At 65.3% G+C, this 18802-nt stretch carries 19 protein-coding genes; 3 read left to right on the top strand and 16 right to left on the bottom strand.

The window, feature by feature from the left end; all coding sequences use genetic code 11:
- Positions 1-129: 129 nt before the first annotated feature.
- The 11 genes from ACQR0U_RS31985 to ACQR0U_RS31935 all read right to left on the bottom strand — a co-directional run bounded on the left by ACQR0U_RS31985 (position 130) and on the right by ACQR0U_RS31935 (position 10243).
- Positions 130-1038 (bottom strand): flagellin, encoded by a 909-nt coding sequence (locus ACQR0U_RS31985; RefSeq protein WP_315828416.1) that lies wholly within the window; start codon positions 1036-1038, stop codon positions 130-132.
- Positions 1039-1053: 15 nt separating this feature from the next.
- Positions 1054-2811 carry a flagellar hook-associated protein FlgK gene (flgK, locus tag ACQR0U_RS31980; RefSeq protein ID WP_315828417.1) on the bottom strand — a complete coding sequence of 586 codons (1758 nt, stop codon included), beginning with the start codon at positions 2809-2811 and terminating at the stop codon, positions 1054-1056.
- Positions 2812-2838: 27 nt separating this feature from the next.
- Entirely contained in the window at positions 2839-3291 is a 453-nt protein-coding gene (locus ACQR0U_RS31975; protein WP_434844162.1) for a flagellar protein FlgN, read from the bottom strand.
- 15 nt (positions 3292-3306) lie between these two features.
- Entirely contained in the window at positions 3307-3576 is a 270-nt protein-coding gene (locus ACQR0U_RS31970) for a hypothetical protein (RefSeq protein ID WP_315718456.1), read from the bottom strand.
- Positions 3577-3578: 2 nt separating this feature from the next.
- Entirely contained in the window at positions 3579-4817 is a 1239-nt protein-coding gene (gene flgE, locus ACQR0U_RS31965; protein ID WP_315769942.1) for a flagellar hook protein FlgE, read from the bottom strand.
- A gap of 22 nt (positions 4818-4839) precedes the next feature.
- Complete coding sequence (locus ACQR0U_RS31960; protein ID WP_315718454.1) at positions 4840-5505, bottom strand: flagellar hook assembly protein FlgD; 666 nt, start codon at positions 5503-5505, stop codon at positions 4840-4842.
- A 364-nt stretch (positions 5506-5869) separates the two neighbouring features.
- Positions 5870-6142, bottom strand: coding sequence for a hypothetical protein (locus ACQR0U_RS31955; RefSeq protein WP_316225774.1), 273 nt, complete (start codon positions 6140-6142; stop codon positions 5870-5872).
- A 231-nt stretch (positions 6143-6373) separates the two neighbouring features.
- Positions 6374-6799, bottom strand: a complete 426-nt coding sequence (gene fliS / locus ACQR0U_RS31950; protein ID WP_316225773.1) for a flagellar export chaperone FliS — start codon at positions 6797-6799, stop codon at positions 6374-6376.
- A complete protein-coding gene (gene fliD / locus ACQR0U_RS31945) occupies positions 6799-8514 on the bottom strand; it encodes a flagellar filament capping protein FliD (RefSeq protein WP_316225772.1) in 1716 nt (571 codons plus the stop codon). Before fliD ends, fliS begins: the two co-directional genes overlap by 1 nt.
- Positions 8515-8575: 61 nt before the next feature.
- The gene (locus ACQR0U_RS31940) at positions 8576-9400 is read right to left on the bottom strand and encodes a flagellin (protein WP_315718450.1); all 825 of its coding nucleotides are present in this window, start codon (positions 9398-9400) and stop codon (positions 8576-8578) included.
- A gap of 138 nt (positions 9401-9538) precedes the next feature.
- Complete coding sequence (locus tag ACQR0U_RS31935; RefSeq protein WP_315754502.1) at positions 9539-10243, bottom strand: RNA polymerase sigma factor; 705 nt, start codon at positions 10241-10243, stop codon at positions 9539-9541.
- Between the two features lie 940 nt (positions 10244-11183).
- Between ACQR0U_RS31935 and ACQR0U_RS31930 the strand changes: the two genes are divergently transcribed.
- Both ACQR0U_RS31930 and ACQR0U_RS31925 read left to right on the top strand, forming a co-directional pair.
- On the top strand, positions 11184-12515 hold the full coding sequence (locus ACQR0U_RS31930) for a hypothetical protein (RefSeq protein ID WP_434844163.1): 1332 nt from the start codon (positions 11184-11186) through the stop codon (positions 12513-12515).
- A gap of 18 nt (positions 12516-12533) precedes the next feature.
- A complete protein-coding gene (locus ACQR0U_RS31925; protein WP_316176113.1) occupies positions 12534-13259 on the top strand; it encodes a formyltransferase family protein in 726 nt (241 codons plus the stop codon).
- Here the strand turns inward: ACQR0U_RS31925 and bluB are convergent, their stop codons facing one another.
- Both bluB and ACQR0U_RS31915 read right to left on the bottom strand, forming a co-directional pair.
- Positions 13260-13916, bottom strand: a complete 657-nt coding sequence (gene bluB / locus ACQR0U_RS31920; RefSeq protein ID WP_315718446.1) for a 5,6-dimethylbenzimidazole synthase — start codon at positions 13914-13916, stop codon at positions 13260-13262. It abuts the gene before it with no gap.
- Positions 13913-15253, bottom strand: coding sequence for a cobyrinate a,c-diamide synthase (locus tag ACQR0U_RS31915; protein WP_434844164.1), 1341 nt, complete (start codon positions 15251-15253; stop codon positions 13913-13915). The genes bluB and ACQR0U_RS31915 overlap by 4 nt, the downstream gene beginning before the upstream one ends.
- A 47-nt stretch (positions 15254-15300) precedes the next feature.
- Here ACQR0U_RS31915 and ACQR0U_RS31910 point away from each other — a divergent pair, with 47 nt between their 5' ends.
- Positions 15301-16431 carry a cobalt-precorrin-5B (C(1))-methyltransferase gene (locus tag ACQR0U_RS31910; RefSeq protein WP_434844165.1) on the top strand — a complete coding sequence of 377 codons (1131 nt, stop codon included), beginning with the start codon at positions 15301-15303 and terminating at the stop codon, positions 16429-16431.
- Here the strand turns inward: ACQR0U_RS31910 and cobM are convergent.
- From cobM to cbiE, 3 genes are read right to left on the bottom strand one after another with little or no spacing between them, the layout of a single operon-like run.
- On the bottom strand, positions 16401-17162 hold the full coding sequence (gene cobM / locus ACQR0U_RS31905; RefSeq protein WP_315754514.1) for a precorrin-4 C(11)-methyltransferase: 762 nt from the start codon (positions 17160-17162) through the stop codon (positions 16401-16403). The two genes, ACQR0U_RS31910 and cobM, sit on opposite strands and share 31 nt — an antisense overlap.
- Entirely contained in the window at positions 17159-17563 is a 405-nt protein-coding gene (locus ACQR0U_RS31900) for a cobalamin biosynthesis protein (RefSeq protein ID WP_315754516.1), read from the bottom strand. The genes cobM and ACQR0U_RS31900 overlap by 4 nt, the downstream gene beginning before the upstream one ends.
- Complete coding sequence (gene cbiE / locus ACQR0U_RS31895; RefSeq protein ID WP_434844166.1) at positions 17560-18795, bottom strand: precorrin-6y C5,15-methyltransferase (decarboxylating) subunit CbiE; 1236 nt, start codon at positions 18793-18795, stop codon at positions 17560-17562. Before cbiE ends, ACQR0U_RS31900 begins: the two co-directional genes overlap by 4 nt.
- Between the last annotated feature and the right edge of the window lie 7 nt (positions 18796-18802).

Raw genomic sequence — 18802 nt, 5'->3', positions numbered from 1 at the left:
CGGCGCATGGTTTCAATCGGCTGGGAATGCGGATCCCAAGGCCGGCCGCCGGCAAGGTCTATGCCCGCCCGGCAGATCCGGCTCTGCTCGGGTCCCTGCGCCCTGCATCGCCGCGCGATAAGTCGGGGCTCAACGCAGGTAACTGGCCAGGTTCAGGCTCTGGATCTTGGAGATGGCGGTATAACTCGCCGTGAGCTGGGCTTGATAAGTCGAGAGCTGGGCGGTCACCGCCGCCACATCGACGCTGGTCAGGTCGGTCGCCAGGCTCTCGGCATAGCTCTTGTAATCGGTCTGCTGCGACTTCGCGCTCTCGATCCGGGACGCCGCATCGGAGAGCTTGGCCTGTACCGTGGCGACATCGTCCACCGCCTGATCGGCAAGCGACAGCGCGGAGGTGATGTCGGTTCCGGACAGGGTCGAGCTGTTGGCCACGAACTTCAGGACCCGCATGACCTCCTCGAACGCCGGATTGTCGGCAGTAACGCCATAGGTGACCGACTGCCCATCGGAAACCCGGACCGAGGCAAGCTCGCTGTCGCCCTGAAAATAGCTGGTATCCGTCGTGGTCAACGATCCCGTGCCGGAGGCGAAGCTCGACGTATCGACCGCCGCCGTCGCGGTCCGCGCACCGCCGAACAGATATTGCCCGTCGTACTGGGTGTTCAGAATGCCCGACATCTGCTGCAGCAACTGCTGCGCACTGCTGATCGCGGACGTGGTTCCCGTGCTGCTGCCGGAGCTCGCAGCGCTCAGGGCCGTGCGCAGCTGACTGACGATGTCCGACACCTGCCCCACGGCAGAGTACATGACCTGCACTTTGCTGTCCGCCAGAGTCGCAGCGTCGATGTAGGACTGCGCCCGCGCGACGGAGACCTGCAGATTGACGACGTGCTGGGTGTCGGCGCCGTAACCGGCGAGATACTCGGCCTTCAGCCCCGAGGCCTCCTGCACCTGGAGGTTGGCCATGGTCGCCTGCGTCCGCAGCGCGCCCGTGATCATCTGGTCGGAGTTCGAGAATGTCGCAATCCGCATCGTCATGATGTCCACTCCGGACTAGGTCGATTGCACGGCAGTGAGCAGCGACGAGAACATGCTGTTGACCACGGAGATCAGCTGCGAGGCGGCAGCGTATTTGTTCTGCAGCGAGCTCAGCCGCGCCGTCTCCTCGTCGAGGTTGACGCCCGATTGCGAGGACAGCGAACTGGCATAGCTCGACTGGGCCGTCGACTTCGCGGTGTAGGCAGTGGAGGCCTGCGACGCCTTGCTGGCGACATTGGCGACGATCGCCGCGGCGTAGTCGGCGAACGAGCCGGTCGTTGCGCTCAGGCCGCCAGCCGAGGCGAAGCTGGTCGAGCCGGTCAGCTTGTCAACGAGCGCGTCGATGACCGTCGCCGAGCCGGCCGTCAGCACCTGGCTGCCGGTCGTCAACGTCGCGGAGCCGTCGAGCGTGCCGGTGGGCAAACCGGCCGCGCCGCTCAGGATGCTGCTGTTGACGGCAAAATTGGCGGCGCTCGTGCCGGTGACGAGGTCATTCATGCCGAAATAGTCGGAGAAGCCGCTGCCGCCGACCGCGCTGGTCATGTCGTTGATCGCGATGCCGTTCGACGACGACGTGGCGCTGATCGACAGGTGTCCGCTGGAATCGATCGAGGCAGAGACCCCGGAGATGCCGTTGAGCGCCGTGACCAGATCGCCCACCGTCGCATAGGACGACAGGTCGAGATCCTCGTACGAAACGAGATTGCCGCTCTGGTCAGCCACGGCGATGCGGACCGTTCCGGACGCCGACAGGGCCGTCGTACTGCTGACGCTCGCCGACCCGGTCAGAGCGGTCGGAGGTGGAACGGCCGATGCGCCATTGGTGATCGCATTCAGCGACGATTTCAGCTGCGAGGCCAGCTGATCGAGCTGGGTCTGCGCGGCCGGCAGGGTCTCGTCCCGCAACGTGACCAGCGAACCGATCTTGCCCGACGTGATCTGCGACGTGACGTCGACGCCGTCGACCATGATGCCGCTGAAGCCGCCGGACGCATAGCTCGACGCCGCCGAGACATTCGCCGAGGCCGTATAGCTCAGCGTGTGCGCCGAGCTGTCGACGAGAGCTCGCCCCGACGAGGTATAGACCTGAAGGTCGCCGTTCGACGCCGCGTAGTAGCTGACGTTCATATAGGACGAAAGGTCCTGCAACGCGGCATTGCGCTCGTCCTCGAGATCGGCGGTCGATTGGCCGGACGCCGCCATCTTGCGGATCTCGACATTGAGATCGGCGATCTGTTGCAGGTCGTCGTTGGCGCTCTGAACCGACGACGCGATGTCCTTGTCGGCGTTGGCCCGCAACGTCTGCACACCGCTCGACGTGCTGCGCAGCTGGCTGGCGAAGTCATCCAGCGCGCTGACGACTGCCGATTGCAGCGAAACACTGCTGGGCGAGCTCGCCAGCGACGACAAGGCGGACTCCAGCGATGCCAGCGAGTTTGCCAGCGACGTTCCCGTCGTCGAGGTGCCGGATGTGGACGCGCTGCCGAACAGCTGCTGCAGTTGCGTCAGATAGTTGTTCGTGGTGTCGGCCGCGCCGAGCTCCGAATTGGCTCCGATCAAGGATTTCAGCAGCAGCTTGTCGACATTGCTCGAAATGCCGGTAATGGAAACGCCGGTCCCGACTCCGCCGGTCACGTTCGTGACCTGGTTGGCCGTCTTCTGCGTATACCCCTTCGTGTCGGCGTTCGAGATGTTCGACGACGCCACGCTGATCTGCAGCTCCGTGGCCGAGATGCCGCTGAAGGCGACCAGCCGTGCTATGTCGAGCGACATTGCCCTACTCCCGCTGTTGGCTGGCCATCACGCCCTCACGTTGGTTCCACAGGACGTCGCACGCGCGGTACGACGTCCACCGGCGCCATAGGGCGAGGCATTCGCGATCTGCTCGCGGATCGCCTGCATCACCGCCTCGATGCGACGATTGCTGGCTTCGATCGCAGCCCGCAGCCGAACGAGGTTCTCGTCCATCGCGCCACGAAGGTTGAAGATGTGCTCCATGAACTGCTCGCGCAGCACACGGTCGCGGACGTCGAGGCTCGCCGTTCGCCTGGCGCATTCGGCGACCCGCTGCTCAAACAGCCCGGCGAGCCGATTCTTGTCGTCGAGCTGCTTGGAACGCGAGGCCGGGAGCCCTTTGGCAAGCTCCGCATTCTCCTCCGACACCACCGCGATGAGTTCGTCGATCAGCGCGATCAAGGTCCGCACTTCATCTTCGCTGGCCGGCCGCTGATCGGCCTGAATTGCGTGTTTCATCCTGTCGCTCCCATCCTACTGTTCACGCTGCGGTCGGCGGCTGATCTGCGCGACACGGGCGTAGGTATTCAGCGCCGTCACCCTCACGGTGGCGACCTTGAGCTCTTCGTCGAGCAGCGCGCATTCACGCAGCAGCTTTCGTCGGACCGTTTCGATATCGTCGATCAAGGCCAGCAGTTGCGCGCGGTCGTCCTTGCCGGCGGTCGCAGCGCGCAGTCTCAGCCGCCGCAGCCTCTTCAGCAGAGCCTCGCCCTCGCCGAGCCGCTCCCTCTTCAGGTCGGCCATGATCACCTCATCGACGAAATCAGCGTGTCGTACATCTTGTTGACGGCCGAGATCACCTGCGATGCCGCCGAATAGGCCTGCTGAGCCGAGATCATGTTGCTGAACTGGCCCGTGGTGTCGGTCGTGCTCGATTCCAGCTCACTGCCGTAGATGGTTCCTGCACCATTCTCGCCGGACGCCTGCAGGGTCGCATTGCCCGACGTCGCCGTCGACGTGTACATGCCGCTGCTATGCGCCACGAGACCATTGGGATCGGCGAAGGTCGCTACCGCGAGCTTGTAGATCGGAACCGTCTGTCCGTTGGAATAGGTCGCCTCGACGAGGCCATTCTTGCCGACCGAAATGCTGCTCAGCGTGCCAAACGAGATGCCATCGGAATTGGCGCTGAAATTGGAGACGCTCGGCGTCGTGCTGCCGGACGACAACTGGGTCAGGCCGTCGGTACCGCCGCCGGTGGTGCCGAAGCTGAGCGCGATCGAGCTCGCCGCGGCGCCGTTGTTCCAGGTGATACCGAGATTGGTCGAGGAGACCGTGCTGAGCGAACCATCTGAGTTGAAATCGATCGTATAGGTGCCGCTCGTCACGGTGCCGTCCGACGCCGTCGCCGGCGCGAAATCGGCGGTCCATTCGTTCGCCGTCGCCCCCTTGGTCCAGGTGACGTTGAGCGTGTGCGATTGCCCCAGCGAATCGTACACGGTCATCGAGCTGCTGAAGGTGTCTCCGCTCGCGGCATCGGCCGGCAGGTTGGCCGCAAGCGACGTCTTGGTCGTCGCCCCACCATTCGTCAGCGCCACCTTCGTATTGACCGGCTCGAGGCCGTTGCCGACCACGTTGCCGGTTGCATCGGTGCGCCAGCCTTCGAGGTAGTAGCCGTCGTTCTCGAGATAGCCGGCATTGTCGGTGGTGAACGCGCCGTTGCGGGTGTAGAAAGTCTCGCCTCCGGCCGAAGTCGAGTTGGTCGCGACGAAGAAACCCGAGCCCTGGATTGCGACGTCGGTCGCGTTGGTGGTGGCGGCCAGCAGCCCCTGCTGCGTGATGTTGGCACGGCCGGAGACCGAGACGCCCCCCGAGGAATAGGCTTTCGAACTGCTCGATGCCGTCACCAGCTGCTCGAACAGGCCGGAGGTGGTCTTGTATCCGGTCGTATCGGCGTTGGAGATGTTGTCGCTGATCATGGCGAGCGACGAACTCTGCGCATTGAGCGCCGAGATCGCCGATGACAGGGCTCCAGAAAGACTCATGATTGTACTCCGGGTAATGCCGTCAGGAGGTGACGCCGATGATGTTGCTGGCGCTGACAGGAACGCCGCCGACGGTGAGCGAGGGCGTGCTGGTCGAGGTGTCGATGCCGGTTACGGTCCCGGTGACCGTCGTGTAGTTGAGGACCGAGGTGCCCGCGGAGTCCGTCGCCGTCACGGAGATCGTGTACTGGCCGCCGTCGCTGAGCTGATTGCCGCTGGAATCGGTGCCGTCCCAGGTGATCGAATTGGCGCCCTTGTTGCCGGTCCCGGTGCCGGTCCAGACCGTGCTTCCGGAGGAATCCTTGATCGAGATCGAGACGTTCGATGCCGCCGACGACAGCGAATAGCCGAACGTCGCCGAGCCGTTCGAGAGAACGGCGGTGTCACTCTTGGCCTCGACGGTGTGACCGATGTAGTTCACCGAATTCAGCGTCACCAGGCTCGAGAACGAGCCGGCCAGCGAGGTCATGCTGCTGTTGAGCGACTGCTGCGAGGTGTAGTTGGCGTAGGACGTCATCTGGTTGATGAAGTCGGTCACGCTGGTCGCATTGAGCGGATCCTGGTTCTGGAGTTCGCTCACCAGAAGCTGAAGAAAGTCGGTAGAGCTGAGTGTCGTACGAGATGTGTCGCTGGATGATGAGGTCGATGAGGTGGTCGCAGTCGACGAACTCGCGGCAGAAACGGTCATGGCAGAACTCCGGCTCGCGCCGCGAACGGCGGCGGGACACAGCACGACCACGCGGTCGTGAAGGCGTTTGCTGATCAAACGGCCGGAGCGCCGATTCCAGGCGCACAATTAGTCGGTCGAATTAGTTGATCCGACGGCAGAATTTGCCGCCGCGCGGTTGCGCTGAGTGGGCAAAAATCGCCTGGTGCGAGGCTCCGATCTGCATCGGCGCGACGGTTCGCCGTCGCCGCACTCGGGCGCCTGGATTCGCGCGCAAGCGAGCTCGACAGATTGAGCGAGATGACAGATGCGATGGTGTTGCGGTTCCAGCGCCGAAGTCCAACCGGCCAAAGCGTAGCCGCCCAAGCTCGGCCCTGGCTAGGGCTCAGCCAGGCTGGTGGGCGTCGGCCGGGGCGGTTGCCGCTTCCTCTTGGGTCAGGCGATGGGCCGCAGCAAGGATGCGCGACGTCAAGCCCGCGGGTGCACGCGCCGGCGGCGACGACAGCGCCTCACGAACAAGACGTGCCTCGGACAGCAATCGACCGGCTTCGGGAGAGGATGCCAGCAGATCAGCAGCTGACTGACGCTGCTCCGCTGGCCAGCGCGAGATGTCCTCACCCAGCCTGCCGATCAGATCCTCGAATTCCCTGACGTCCATCGTCCGCCCAATCCAGCGCTTCCAGCTTGGTCATAAAGCATTCAGCCCGCGAACGAAATTGATATCGGCAATTGTGGCGATCGACCGCAACCGGACACGGAAAACTCCGTATTTTTCGGGAGCCGTATGCACGCGAGGCCGCACTGGATACCGAAACGGGAGACAATGCAGCCCGTTTCTGATCCGTTTCCCAAGATTTCCGCGGTGCGGCAGGGGCCTGATTCGCCAGAGCTACCGAGGGTTGGCCGAATCACCGGCCGCTCGCTTTCCCCGGGATGCCGCCTCGACCGCCTCCCACGCCTCCCGCAGCTCCAGCAGACTTTCGGTGATCCGCTGGAAATTCTCGCGCATGTGAGGTCGACCGTAGGCCCGCAGCGCGGCCACGATCAGGGCGTTGTAGGTTCCGAACAGCTGGTCGGCGACCGGCCCGCCGCGCGTCGGATCGAGGTGAAGGCTCAATCCGCGCAGAATGGCCGTCGCCCGGGTCACATGGATGTGCCCCTCCTCGAAGCGGCGAGCCTCCTGCGCCTGCAGCGACTTCTGCAAGCTCATCATCGCTCCGTTGAGCAGCATGGTGACGGCCCGCAGCGGCGGAACGGCCACCGCAGCGCCGCGATAGGCCTGACTTGCGAATTGCGCCATCGAATTCTGGGTCATCAGTTACTCGAACTCGCGTTGAGAAGGGCTTTCAGATAAGTGAGCGTGTTGTTGGCGCTCTCGATCGCAGCCTGATATTTGGCGTACTGCGCCGTAAGCTGCGTCTGGAACGTGGAGGCCGAGCTCTTGATGTCATCGACCTTGGCCTGCATCGTGTCGTCCTGCGAGGTCAGATTGTCGATCAGCGTCTGCAGCGATCCCGTGCTGGATGATGCGGTCTTGGCGATCTGGTAGATCTGGGTCGCGAGCCCCTGTGTGGAGGTCACGGTGATCGATTGCGACGTCGAGCCGGCATAGGTGAAGGCCATCCCGGCATAGATCGTCCCGGAATTGCCCACGATCGTGTTGCTGCTCACCGTGAACAGGGAGCTGTCGCCACCGACGGACGCCGCCGAAAGATTTCCCGACGAATCCACCGTCAGATCAAGGGTGAACGACTGCGGCGACGACCCGGTATTGACCACGCTGAGCTGGCTCGACGAGGTCTTGGTCTGCGCCGACAACAACGTCGTCACGCCGCTCAGATTGGTGCTGAGGATCGTCGACAGCGTGCTGGTATCGAGTTCGAGCTCGTTCTTCTCGTTGAACGACAGGCCAAGGTCGGCCATCGTCAACCCGCCGACCGAGGTTCCGAGCACGGCCTGAAGCGAATTCATGATGTCGCGCATGGTGCCGTCGCCGAACAGGACGGAGCTCGAGGACGCCGTCCCGTCTGAATTGGTGGTCTGCTGCGCGATCACGGCATCGCGGAATGCATTGTAGTCGGTAACGAATGTCTGCAATGCCGACGAGATCTGGCTCGTGTCCGTCCCGATCGTGACGGTCAGCGTCGTTCCGGACGGGGTCGCCTGCAGCAGGTCGAAGGTGACGCCACTGAGAACGTCGGTGATGTCGTTGGTATCGCGCGTCAGGCTGATCCCATCGAGCGTGAACTCCGCGGCCTGGGCCGTCTGCAGCACCGTCGCGAAGGCTCCCGAGCTGTCGGTCACCCCGAGCTTGTTGAGGATGTCGTCCCCGGACGAGCTTGCATAGGTAATGTCCGCGGCATCCTGGGTTCCCGTCAGCACCAGCTGATAGGACCCGCTCGATACCTGGACGATCGACGCCTCGACATTGGTCGTGGAGCTCTGGGCATTGATCGCGTCGACGACATCCTGCAGCGACATGCCGCTGGTGATGGTGATGTCGGCCGTGCTGCCCCCGGACAGGCCGAGCGAGAACGTACCGGAATAGCCGAGTGCCGCGGTCTGGCTCGACTGCGTCGCGCCCGTCACCTTGTGAGCCGTGGCGACCTGGCTGATCGTCAGCGTGTGGCTGCCGGTCGCGGCTCCGTTGCTCACCGACATCGACAGAGCCGATGAGGCGCTGACGTCGCCGGTCGCGCTGATGGTGGCGGCCCGCGTGGCGAAGGCGTTGGTCGCAAGCGAGTTCACCATCGACGTCGCCAGTGACGACAATCCCGATGACAGCGTCTTCAGCGCGGTCTGCAGCGTCTGATACGCCGTGATCTTGGCCTCATTGGCCGTGATCTTGGTCGAGATCTGGGTCGCCTGGGTGAGCTTGGCATTGACGGCGGACTCGATCAGCGCGGTCCAGTCGATCGTGCTCGTCGTGCTCGTGCCCGACGTCGTGAGCGAGCTGCTCGAGCTCGTCGACGATGATGAAGACGACGACGTCGTGCTGCTCGTGCTCGAGGTTGCGCTGCTCACCGTCATCCGTCGTCGTCCTCCAAGGAAGAAGCCGGACCGGCGAGGCGCCGGCCCGGCAGATCACGGCTCAGCCCAGCAGCTTCAGGAGGTACTGCGGGATCTGGTTGGCGGCGGCTTCCGCCGACACCGCGGCCTGGGTCTTCACCTGCGCCGACGACAGCTTCGCCTGCTCGGACGCGATGTCGACGTCCTTGATCGCGGAATTGGCCGATTGCAGGTTCTGCGTCTGCGTGGAGATCGAGTCGGCCGAGAAGTTGAAGCGCGACTCCTGCGCGCCGATGTCGGCGCGGGCCTTCGACACGGTGTCGATCGCGGTGTCGAGAGCGGTCAAGGCTGCGGTCGCGCCGGTCTGGGTGCTGACGTCGAGCGACGAGACGCCGAGCGTGCTCGCGGTGAGATCCGACAGCGTGATGTTGATGGTGTCGGACGCGGACGAGCCGACCAGGACCGAGACGCCCGACGAGAAGGTGCTGGTGCCGTCGAGCAGGCTCTGGCCGCTATAGCGCGTTCCGGTCGCGATCGACGAGATTTCACTGGTGAGCTGCGAGAATTCCGACTGGATGTAGGTGCGGCTGGTTCCGACCGTGGTGCCCGATGCGGACTCGGAGGCCAGCGACTTCATGCGCGCCAGGATGTCGCTGATGTTGGATGCGCCACCATCCGCGGTCTGCAGGATCGACGTCGCCTGCGCCGTGTTGGTCGCAGCCTGCTGCAGCGTGGTGATGTCCGACGAGATGCGCGTCGAAATGGCGAGACCGGCCGCGTCGTCCGAGGCTGACGTGATGCGCGAACCGCTCGACAGCTTGGAGAGCGAGCTCGTCTCCTGGTTGGAGTTGATGTTCAGGTAGCGGACGGCGGAGTTGGCGGCGATGTTGGTGGAAATTGCGGGCACGGTGAGGACTCCTGAGTGATCGGCAAAGCACGCCGCATCGTGGAAGGACTGACGGTGCGGATCGGCCCCGTCTGACCGATCAAACGGAAGCGCCTGCGGGAATCAGGCGGGAATTCTCCCGCGACGGGATTTTTATGGTTAGCAATCCGTGAAGGCGCCGCGAATGTCGCGCTCGTGACGCCGCAGCATGTCGCGCAGATGCTGGCGTCCCCGTTTCAACAGCGACTCCACGGCGGCCACTGTCGTGTCCATCACCTCGGCGATCTCGCCGTTGCTCATGTTCTCGTGATACGACAGGATCACAGCGATCCGTTGCTGTTCCGGAAGCCGCTGCATCGCTCCTTCCAGGAGGTCGCTGAGCTCCGCACGCTCGATGACGCTCACTGCATCCGGCTTGCCGTCCGCAACCTCGGGCACCACATCGACATTCTCGGTCCGCGGCTTGCGCCGGATGTCGATGCAGCGGTTGCTGACGACGCGATAGAGCCAGGTCGAGAATTTGGCGCGGCCGTGCTGCCACCGCCCCCGGTGCGTCCAGACCTTCAACATCGTATCCTGCACGACGTCCTCTGCATCGGCAGCATTGCCGACGATGCGCAACGCAATCGCATAGGCGCGGTCGATGTGGCGCTCGACGAGGAGACGAAATGCGAGTTCCTCTCCGGTGGCCAGCCGGTCGAGCAGATCCTTGTCCTCGTCAAAGATCGCAGCCTCGCCTGGCGGCGCGGAGTCGGGAACGGTGCTGGCCGACTCGCTCGACAGCAGCGTCGCAACGTCCGGCGCCTCCGGCTCCTTCGAAGATACGCCATCGGCCGGGGCCCAGACGTCCAGCGCGTAGCTCATTTCCGAATCTCCAACCCGCAATGCCGACTACGCAATTCGCAGACGGCTTCCGATCGTTGAACGCTGCGATCGAGAGAAGCAGGCGAAGATTTTTTGTGACTTTTCAGGTAGTTAGATGGAATGTTTTGCCTAGGGACAGGCAAATTCTGCCGCACGCGGATCGAGCGCTCGACGGTCGTTGAGAAGGAAAGGCCGATGTTCGGCATGGCGGGGATTTCATTCCGGAAGACGAATTCAGCAGAAAACGCGAGCCGCAACGCTTACTAACAGCATCCGTGGATGCGTACCGCGCACGCCAAATCCGCGCTCGCGCAAGGTCCGGAATTCTTGCGAAACGATCATCTCGCCCGGCAATTTTTTCCGAATCACCTCGACGAAATTATCTCATTTTTCGACTCTGTCAGTTGCCGCAGACGCGATTTTTGAATCGCGTGACGATTTTTGCGACATGACGCGCCTGATCTGTCGCGTTCTTACGTTGTAGTTGCTGATGACGCGACAAATGAAGCGAACGACGTGATGCGTCGCGCGCCATCGACACGCGCCTGGATGTCCATCGATGTCCATAGCGTCACCGAATGTTGCTGAATGTTTCGATCGATACAGACTCTCCGGAGCGGAGTTGCGTTCAACGTATCAGCGTGAAGCGCGGGATCCGCGCAGCGATCGCTTTTGCGCGCCCAATCGCTCACGTCAGTGCTGGTCAACTTGATCAGACCGGACGCGAATGCTCGTACTTCCGCTTCTGCAATCACGATGTCGATTCAACCGTTCGGGTTTCGAGCGGCGCGCCCGGCAACATTGCGAAACGAAGTTCGCGTTTTCCGTGTCGAGAGCCTCGTCCTACGCGCATCATCGCAATTCATCAGTGCAAGCACATGCGCGATCGACGCGCCTGATTGGCTGACGTGGTCCGTTTGATTGTGCAGGAGGACCCGGCATGACGCGACAAGACCCGAAGACCATTGACGACGACCCGCTGCAAGCCCTGCGCGCTCTTGGCGTCAAGCTCGGTCAGCAGCAAGGTCGTCGTCTCCAATGGCTGTCGCGGACGTTCGGGCCGCCGATTCACTGCGGCGACCGTCCGTCGCTTGGCCGTGGCCGTACGGTCGTCCTGCTCGACCCGCCAACGGGCGCGGGTGCCGAACTGCTGCATGGCTCGCTGACAACGTATGACGCCGTGGTCATCCCCTTCGGCGAAAATCCTGCGTTCGATTTCCTGAAATCCAAGTTGACCGCGTTCGGTACCGTCGGCACCTCAGCCGACGGTCCGCATGAATTGTGGTGGGGCGGCCGCGACTGGCCTGCTCCGGAGGCGGCACCCGCAACTGCGATGCGTGTCGTGTCCTGCCATCCAACGACGGTCGGCGACCTGCACGTCTATCATCTCAGACGCTCGCTGCAGCGGTTCGGGCTCCCATTCGACATCGAGGCGATCGATCGACGCCCCGGCGAGCGTCTGAGCGCTGCCGACAAGGCCGACTTCATCGCGCGGATGTGGCAGCGTCACCGCGAGCCGCTGTTGTACGTCGAGGCCGACGTGATGTTTCAAGCCGCCCCGGACCTTCCTCATCTGACGGGCTGCGACTTCGCCGTCCATAAGTGGAACGGCTGGGAGATGTCGCCGCGCACCCTCTATTTCGGTCGCTCCAAGGCGGCCGAGACAATGCTGACGACCTGGCGCGAGATCGCCTCGTCATACCCCGATGTCTGGGGCGGCTATCTGATCGACCAGGCCTGGAGTGCGGTAACGTCTCAGATCGCGCTCGACACGGTCTGGCTTCCCCGCAGCTTTCATGCCGTTGCAGGGGAAGCCGGGGTCCGCAACGCGACGATCGTGCACAATCTGAAGCCGACCAAGGCTGATCTTGGTCCCGACCCGGACTTCGCCGAGGTGGCGCGGTCGCCGCGGCGGGCTGGGCGCGTCGGCGCGCTGGAGTCGCTGCTCGTGGTGCGCTCGAGAGTGAAGTCCGACCGGGGCATCACGGTCATCCTGCGCGACGTCGAACGCAGTAGCGCACGCGCAACGGCTGACAGCATCGAGAGGCTGACGAGCGCCTTCGTCGCCGACTGCGGCGGCTTTGGCCGCCTCGAACTTTCGCTGTGCTCGTGGCCGCCGGAGGTTCGCATCGCGAGGGAGGCCGCTTTGCTGGCCGACAACATGGTGCTCGAGATCATCCCCGGTCAGGAACTGCCGGCCGATCTGTTCGCCGCCACCGCCGGCTCGGAAGCGACGCGCCGGCCCGCCAGCTTCAACGCCCATCGCCACTGACGCCAGCCAGGACAAATCATGTTCGACACTATCATCCTTCTCACCGGCAGCCGCGACCAGCAGCTCGCATTGTCGGAGCTCCTGCGGGCGCACAACCCTGCCCTCGCATTCCGTTTCGCGGTCAGCCTGCAGGACATCGAAGCCATCGAGCGCGACGTGCTCGGCAGATCCCGCCTGCTTGCCTTCACGACCGGCGTCATCGTGCCCGCCGCCATCCTTCAGGCGCTCGGCCACGGCGCCTACAATTTTCATCCGGGCCCGCCGGATTATCCCGGCTGGGCACCGGCCCATTTCGCGATGTACGACGGTGCGACGCGCTTCGGCGCGACGGCCCATGCGATGGAGGCCCGGGTCGACTGCGGCGCGATCGTCGGTGTCGAGACGTTCGACATCCCGCGAGGCGTGGATGTCCGCGGCTTGGAGCAGATGACGTTCGTGCGGCTCGCCTATCTGTTCTGGCGGATGTCGCGCGACCTCGCCTGCCATGCCGGCCCGCTGCCGGCACTCGGCACCGGTTGGAGCGGCGCGAAGAGCACCCGGCAGATGTACGCCGCCATGTGCGACATGCCCGTCGACATCGATCCGGCCGAAATGGCGCGCCGCATCCGCGCCTTTCACGACGATTTCCGCGGCATTCCACTGACCCTCAACCTGCACGGCACACGGTTTCAGCTCATGCGCGCCGCGGACGCTGTCGGCGAGCCGATGACGGTTGACGCACCGGCGCTGGCGCTCGCATCGTGACTAGCGCTTGAGCGGCTTGATCACGGTCTGGTCGAGCCGCGTTTCCCAGCCGTGACGTTCCAACTCGGGATCGTCATGCTCCTCCTGCGGCCAGCCGACGCAGAGATACGCAATTAGGCTCCAGTCGGACGGCAACTCGAGTTCACGACAGACAGCCGCCGGGTCCAGGATCGACACCCAGCCGACGCCGAGACCTTCCGCGCGCGCTGCCAGCCAGAACGTCTGGATCGCGGCCACCACCGAGTAGCGGAGCGTTTCCGGCATCGTGGCGCGGCCGAGACGATGGCCGGTGGCAGCGCCCTCGTCGGCACAGACTGCGAGATGGACCGGCGCCTGCGTCAAGCCTTCCAGCTTGAGGCTTGCATAGAGCGCGCGGCGCTCACCATCATAGCCGGCGAGCGCGGCCTGGTTCGCGTGCTGGAAGTTCTCGATGACCGTCGCGCGGCGTTCAGGGCTCTCGACGAGCACGAACCGCCAGGGCTGGCAGAAGCCGACGGATGGCGCATGGGACGCGAGCGCGAGCAACTGTTCGATCAGCTCTGGGGAGACCGGATCGGCGCGGAAACGGCGGACGTCGCGACGCCAGCGCACCAGCTCGGCAAAGCGCTGCCGGAATGTCGCGTCGAACTGCGGAGGGCTTCGGCCTGGCTCGCTCATGCGCCCTCCCCGCTCAGGACATGCAGGAACGATCCGGTCACCGACCCGCGCCGGGCGCCGCGCTCGGCGACAACGCCGCCCGATGCATCGCGGCACGCGATCAGCGGATCGTCTGCCTCGCTCAGGATGGTTGCATAGTGGAATTCGTGACCGCGAACGACGGCCCCTCTTCCGCCGAGACTGCAGTCGGCCAAGAGCGTCGCTTGACGATAGCCGAGATGCAGACGGCGGCGCGCGAACGACGTTTCCAGCGACAGCAGCCCGGCCATCGCATGCCGGACACCGTGAGCATCCTCGAGTCCTGTCCCCAGCGTCATGTAGCCGCCGCACTCACCGTGGATCGGCACGCCGCGTAACGCCATCGCGCGCAACGCATCGAGGAACGACCGCGCCGAGGCCAACCGTCCCGCGTGCAATTCGGGATAGCCGCCTGGCAGCCAGACCGCGTCGGCTGCGGGATCGGGAGCCTCGTCGTTCAACGGCGAGAACGGAATGGTCTCCGCGGCCTGAGCGCGCCAGTGCCGGAGGAGGTGCGGATAGCTGAACGAGAAGGCGGCATCTGCTGCGAACGCGATGCGCTGTCCGGGCGGTTTGAGGCCGAGGCTGGATGTCTGTGCCGCTAGATCGGGCGCGCGGATCGGGTTCGCGAGAGCGAGCAGCGCGTCGAGATCGACCGATCCGGACACGCTGGCCGCGAGACGCTCGAGATGGGCCTCGATGGCCGTGATCTCCTGGGCCTGGACCAGGCCGAGATGACGTTCCGGCAAGGTCAATTGCGCGTCCCGCGCCAGAGCGCCGAGGACCTTGATTCCGATAGCCGCGAACGCCGGCTCGATCAGCGCTCGGTGGCGCTCGCTCGCGACCCGATTGAGGATCACCCCGGCCACGTGAACATCGTCGCGAAAACGCGCGCAGCCGAGCGCGACGGCGGCGGCCGTCTCGGTCTGCCCGCTGACATCGAGAACGAGCACGACTGGCCAGCCGGTCAGGGCTGCGAGATCCGCGGCCGAGCCGCTGCCCGCGCGCCCGGGATGTGACGCACCATCGAACAGGCCCATGACGCCCTCGACGATGGCGATATCGGCATCGGCGGCAACGCTGCAGGCAAGCCCGAGCAGTTGCCGCGCCGACATCGCCCAGCCGTCGAGATTGTAGCTCGTCCGTCCTGCAGCGGCCGTGTGATAGGCGAGATCGATATAGTCCGGGCCGCATTTGAAGGGTTGCACGCGCGCGCCGCGCCGGCTGAGCGCACGCAACAGCCCGAGCGTGACCGTCGTCTTGCCGGCGCCGGAACGCGGCGCGGCGATGATGATTCCGTTGGGCGCCACCATGGTCATGGCCGCAACGCCGTCGAGGCATGGCAAAATGTGCTATGCGAGCGGACATGATGGAAACCGTGGATCCGCCGAACCGACCGCTGAAGCGTGGCTGGACGACCGGCAGCTGCGCCACGGCCGCGGCGCGCGCCGCCTACGAGCTGCTGATCACTGGCAACTGTCCTGCCATGGTCGAGATCGCCCTGCCGGGCGGACGTCGCGTCGGCTTTGCGATCGCGATGCATGAGGCCGACCGCACCAAGGCAACCGCGGGCGTGGTCAAGGACGCCGGCGACGATCCTGATGTCACGCACGGTGCGCTGGTCAAAGCGACTTTGCGGCGCGGTGCAGACAATTCCGGCGTGACGTTCCGCGCCGGCCCCGGCGTCGGCACAGTGACGCGACCGGGATTGCCGCTGCCGCCGGGAGAACCTGCGATCAATCCGGTGCCGCGCGAGATGATCGCGGCGGCGATCAATGAGGCCGCTGCCGCGCTCGGCGCGGCGCGCGATGTGGCCGTCGAGATCTCCATTCCCGGCGGCGAGGAGCTCGCCAGGAAGACGCTGAACCCGCGGCTCGGCATTGTCGGCGGCCTGTCGATCCTCGGCACCACGGGAATCGTGGTGCCGTTCAGTTGTGCTGCCTGGATCCACTCCCTCTATCGCGGTATCGACGTCGCGCGCGCGGCTGGCCTGCCGCACATCGCCGGCGCGACGGGAAGCACGTCCGAGAAGGCCGTGCAGCAGCTCCATGGCCTGCCGGAGACGGCGCTGATCGACATGGGCGATTTCGCCGGCGGCATGTTGAAATATCTGCGCCGGCATCCGGTCGCACGCGTCACCGTGGCCGGCGGCTTCGCCAAGATGACCAAGCTCGGCCAGGGCCTGCTCGACCTGCATTCGCGCGCCGGCGAGGTCGATCTCGGCTGGCTCGCGAACACGCTGCATGACGCGGGGGCGCCGGCCACGCTGGTCACGAGCGCACGCACGGCCAACACCGCGCTGCAGGTGCTGCAGGAGGCCGAGCGGGTCGGATTTCCCGCCGGCGAGGCCGTCGCGCTCGCCGCCTGGAAGACGGCGCGGCGTGCGCTGGGCGACAACGACATGGCCCTCGACGTCGCCGTGTTCGACCGTGACGGCCGGCTGGTGGGACAAAGTCAGGGACCGGCTCATTCGCCCCTCCCGCGGAAGCGCCGCTGATAGCCGGTATCGTACAGCGCGCTGTCGCGAAAATCCTCGGCTGCGAGCGCGCGGCCCACGAGGATCAGCGCGGTCCGCTCCACGGCGGAAGCCGCGGCTTGTCCGACGATCGTCGCCAGCGTGCCGGTCAGGACCAACTGATCCGGCCAGCTCGCGCGATAGACGATCGCCACCGGACAGTCGTCGCCGTAATGCGGCCGCAGCTCGTCAACGACTTTATCGAGAACGTGGATCGAGAGATGGATGGCGAGCGTGGCGCGCGACTGCGCGAACAGCGAGAGCTGCTCCGTCTCCGGCATGGCCGACGCGCGGCCGGACGTCCGCGTGAGCACCACCGATTGGGCGAGGCCCGGCAAGGTCAGTTCGCGGCCAAGCGCGGCGGCAGCCGCCGCGAACGACGGTACGCCCGGTGTGATCGTGTAGGGGATCCGCAATGCATCGAGGCGCCGCAATTGCTCGCCGAGCGCGCTCCAGATCGAGAGATCGCCGGAATGCAGTCGCGCCACATCTTCGCCAGCGAGCGTGGCGCGCTCGATTTCGGCGACGATTTCGTCGAGCGACATCGGTGCCGTGTCGACGATACGCGCGCCAGGTGGACAATGATCGAGCAGCGCCCGAGGGACCAGCGAGCCCGCATAGAGACAAACCGGGCAGCGCGCGATCAGGTCGCGGCCGCGCAAGGTGATCAGGTCCGGCGCGCCTGGACCCGCGCCAACGAAATGCACCGTCATGAGGCAGGCTCCGCAACAATGGCGCCGTCGCCCTCCGCCACCGCGCAGGTCGCTACGGCGTTTGCGACGCGCACGAGGATCAGCCGGGCATTCACGCCGGCGGCAGCGAGCGCCGCCGTCTCGGCCACGGAAGGTACACCCTTCAAGCACCTGACGCGATCGCTCCGCGTGATCGCGCGATCGGCAACAGCCGCCATATCAGCAGAGGCGATGGCGACGAGCGGACGGCCAAGCCGCTGCGCGGCGCAGATCACGCCAGGCTCACTGGCCTTGTCGGCCGCAGTGGCGAGCACCGACACGTCTGCGGGCGCGAGGCGCGCAAGCGAGAGCGCATGCGCGATGACCGCCTCGATATCTGCGACGTCGGCGGCACGCCGGCAACCAATCCCGAGCGCGATCATGGCTTCGTCACCCGCCACTGCGTGATCGGCATGGCCTGCCGCCAGCCATGCATGCGGCCAACCGGCTCGATGCGCGAAACGGCGATGCGGATCAGTTCACCGCCATGCCGGCCGAACAACGCGCTCAGCCGCGTCTCGCCTTCGAGCGACACCACGTTGGCGACGAGGCGGCCGCCGGGTTTCAACCGCGACCAGACGGCTTCGAACACCCCCGCTTCCGAAATGCCGCCGCCGATGAAGACCGCATCCGGCGTTTCGAGATCCGCCAGCACCGCTGGCGCGCGCCCCGTCACCAGTGTCAGCTCGGGAGTGCCGAGCGCCAGCGCGTTGCGCATCGCCCGGTCGGCCCGGTCCTGGCGCGCCTCGATGCCGATTGCGCGCAACGAGCCATGACGCAGCAGCCACTCGATTGCCACCGAACCCGAGCCCAGCCCGACGTCCCACAACAGCTCGCCCGGACGCGGCGCCAGGGCCGACAACGTCACGGCGCGGACCTCGCGCTTGGTCAACTGGCCGTCATGCTCGAACAGGTCATCGGCAAGACCGGCGGTCAGCGGGATCACGGGCGCATCAACCTCCGCGTCGACATCGATCGCGATCGTCGTCAGCGGATGAATATCAGAGAGATCGAACGCGTCGGCCGACGCGCTGCGCACCCGTTCGTGCGCGCCGCCGATCGCTTCCAGCACCGTGAGGCGCGAGCGTCCCATGCGGCGTGAGGTCAGCAGCGCGGCGAGCCGTGCGGCAGTGGAACCGTCCCAGGCCAGGGCCAGAATGCGCGCCGCCGGCGCGAGATGGCGGATGATCCCTTCGAGCGGGCGGCCGTGCAGCGTCACCTGCGCCACATCCTGCAGCGGCCAGCCGAGCCGTGCCGCTGCGAGGCTGAAGGCCGAAGGCTGCGGGACGCAAAGCATCTCGGCGGACGCGAAACGCTGCATCAGCTGCTTGCCGACGCCGTAGTTGAAAGGATCGCCGCTTGCGAGAACGACGACGGGCTCTCCCCGTCGCGCCGCGATCTGGTCGAACGCGAGCTTCAGCGGGCTGGGCCACGCCAGCCGTTCCCCCGCAATCAACGGCGCCGCAAGCTCGAGATGGCGCGCGCCGCCGACCACGAGCGCCGCCTGCGCGATGAGACGTCGTGCAGACGTTGAGAGACCGTCAACACCATCCTCGCCAATCCCGACGATGGACAGCCAGCGCTGCGCGTTGCAAGTTGCGGCCGAGTTTACCATGGACCCT

The sequence above is a fragment of the Bradyrhizobium sp. HKCCYLRH3097 genome (assembly GCF_051167875.1).
Taxonomy (GTDB): Bacteria; Pseudomonadota; Alphaproteobacteria; order Rhizobiales; family Xanthobacteraceae; genus Bradyrhizobium.
The sequence above is the reverse complement of the archived record's forward strand: the minus strand, read 5'-3'. Positions and strand labels throughout refer to the sequence as shown.

Bases quoted from the DNA above. Each gene is read 5' to 3' on its own strand.
- ACQR0U_RS31985 (WP_315828416.1), bottom strand. From the start codon at position 1,038: ATGACGATGCGGATTGCGACATTCTCGAACTCCGACCAGATGATCACG.
- flgK (WP_315828417.1), bottom strand. From the start codon at position 2,811: ATGTCGCTCGACATAGCACGGCTGGTCGCCTTCAGCGGCATCTCGGCC.
- ACQR0U_RS31975 (WP_434844162.1), bottom strand. From the start codon at position 3,291: ATGAAACACGCAATTCAGGCCGATCAGCGGCCGGCCAGCGAAGATGAA.
- ACQR0U_RS31970 (WP_315718456.1), bottom strand. From the start codon at position 3,576: ATGGCCGACCTGAAGAGGGAGCGGCTCGGCGAGGGCGAGGCTCTGCTG.
- flgE (WP_315769942.1), bottom strand. From the start codon at position 4,817: ATGAGTCTTTCTGGAGCCCTGTCATCGGCGATCTCGGCGCTCAATGCG.
- ACQR0U_RS31960 (WP_315718454.1), bottom strand. From the start codon at position 5,505: ATGACCGTTTCTGCCGCGAGTTCGTCGACTGCGACCACCTCATCGACC.
- ACQR0U_RS31955 (WP_316225774.1), bottom strand. From the start codon at position 6,142: ATGGACGTCAGGGAATTCGAGGATCTGATCGGCAGGCTGGGTGAGGAC.
- fliS (WP_316225773.1), bottom strand. From the start codon at position 6,799: ATGACCCAGAATTCGATGGCGCAATTCGCAAGTCAGGCCTATCGCGGC.
- fliD (WP_316225772.1), bottom strand. From the start codon at position 8,514: ATGACGGTGAGCAGCGCAACCTCGAGCACGAGCAGCACGACGTCGTCG.
- ACQR0U_RS31935 (WP_315754502.1), bottom strand. From the start codon at position 10,243: ATGAGCTACGCGCTGGACGTCTGGGCCCCGGCCGATGGCGTATCTTCG.
- ACQR0U_RS31930 (WP_434844163.1), top strand. From the start codon at position 11,184: ATGACGCGACAAGACCCGAAGACCATTGACGACGACCCGCTGCAAGCC.
- ACQR0U_RS31925 (WP_316176113.1), top strand. From the start codon at position 12,534: ATGTTCGACACTATCATCCTTCTCACCGGCAGCCGCGACCAGCAGCTC.
- bluB (WP_315718446.1), bottom strand. From the start codon at position 13,916: ATGAGCGAGCCAGGCCGAAGCCCTCCGCAGTTCGACGCGACATTCCGG.
- ACQR0U_RS31915 (WP_434844164.1), bottom strand. From the start codon at position 15,253: ATGACCATGGTGGCGCCCAACGGAATCATCATCGCCGCGCCGCGTTCC.
- ACQR0U_RS31910 (WP_434844165.1), top strand. From the start codon at position 15,301: ATGATGGAAACCGTGGATCCGCCGAACCGACCGCTGAAGCGTGGCTGG.
- cobM (WP_315754514.1), bottom strand. From the start codon at position 17,162: ATGACGGTGCATTTCGTTGGCGCGGGTCCAGGCGCGCCGGACCTGATC.
- ACQR0U_RS31900 (WP_315754516.1), bottom strand. From the start codon at position 17,563: ATGATCGCGCTCGGGATTGGTTGCCGGCGTGCCGCCGACGTCGCAGAT.
- cbiE (WP_434844166.1), bottom strand. From the start codon at position 18,795: ATGGTAAACTCGGCCGCAACTTGCAACGCGCAGCGCTGGCTGTCCATC.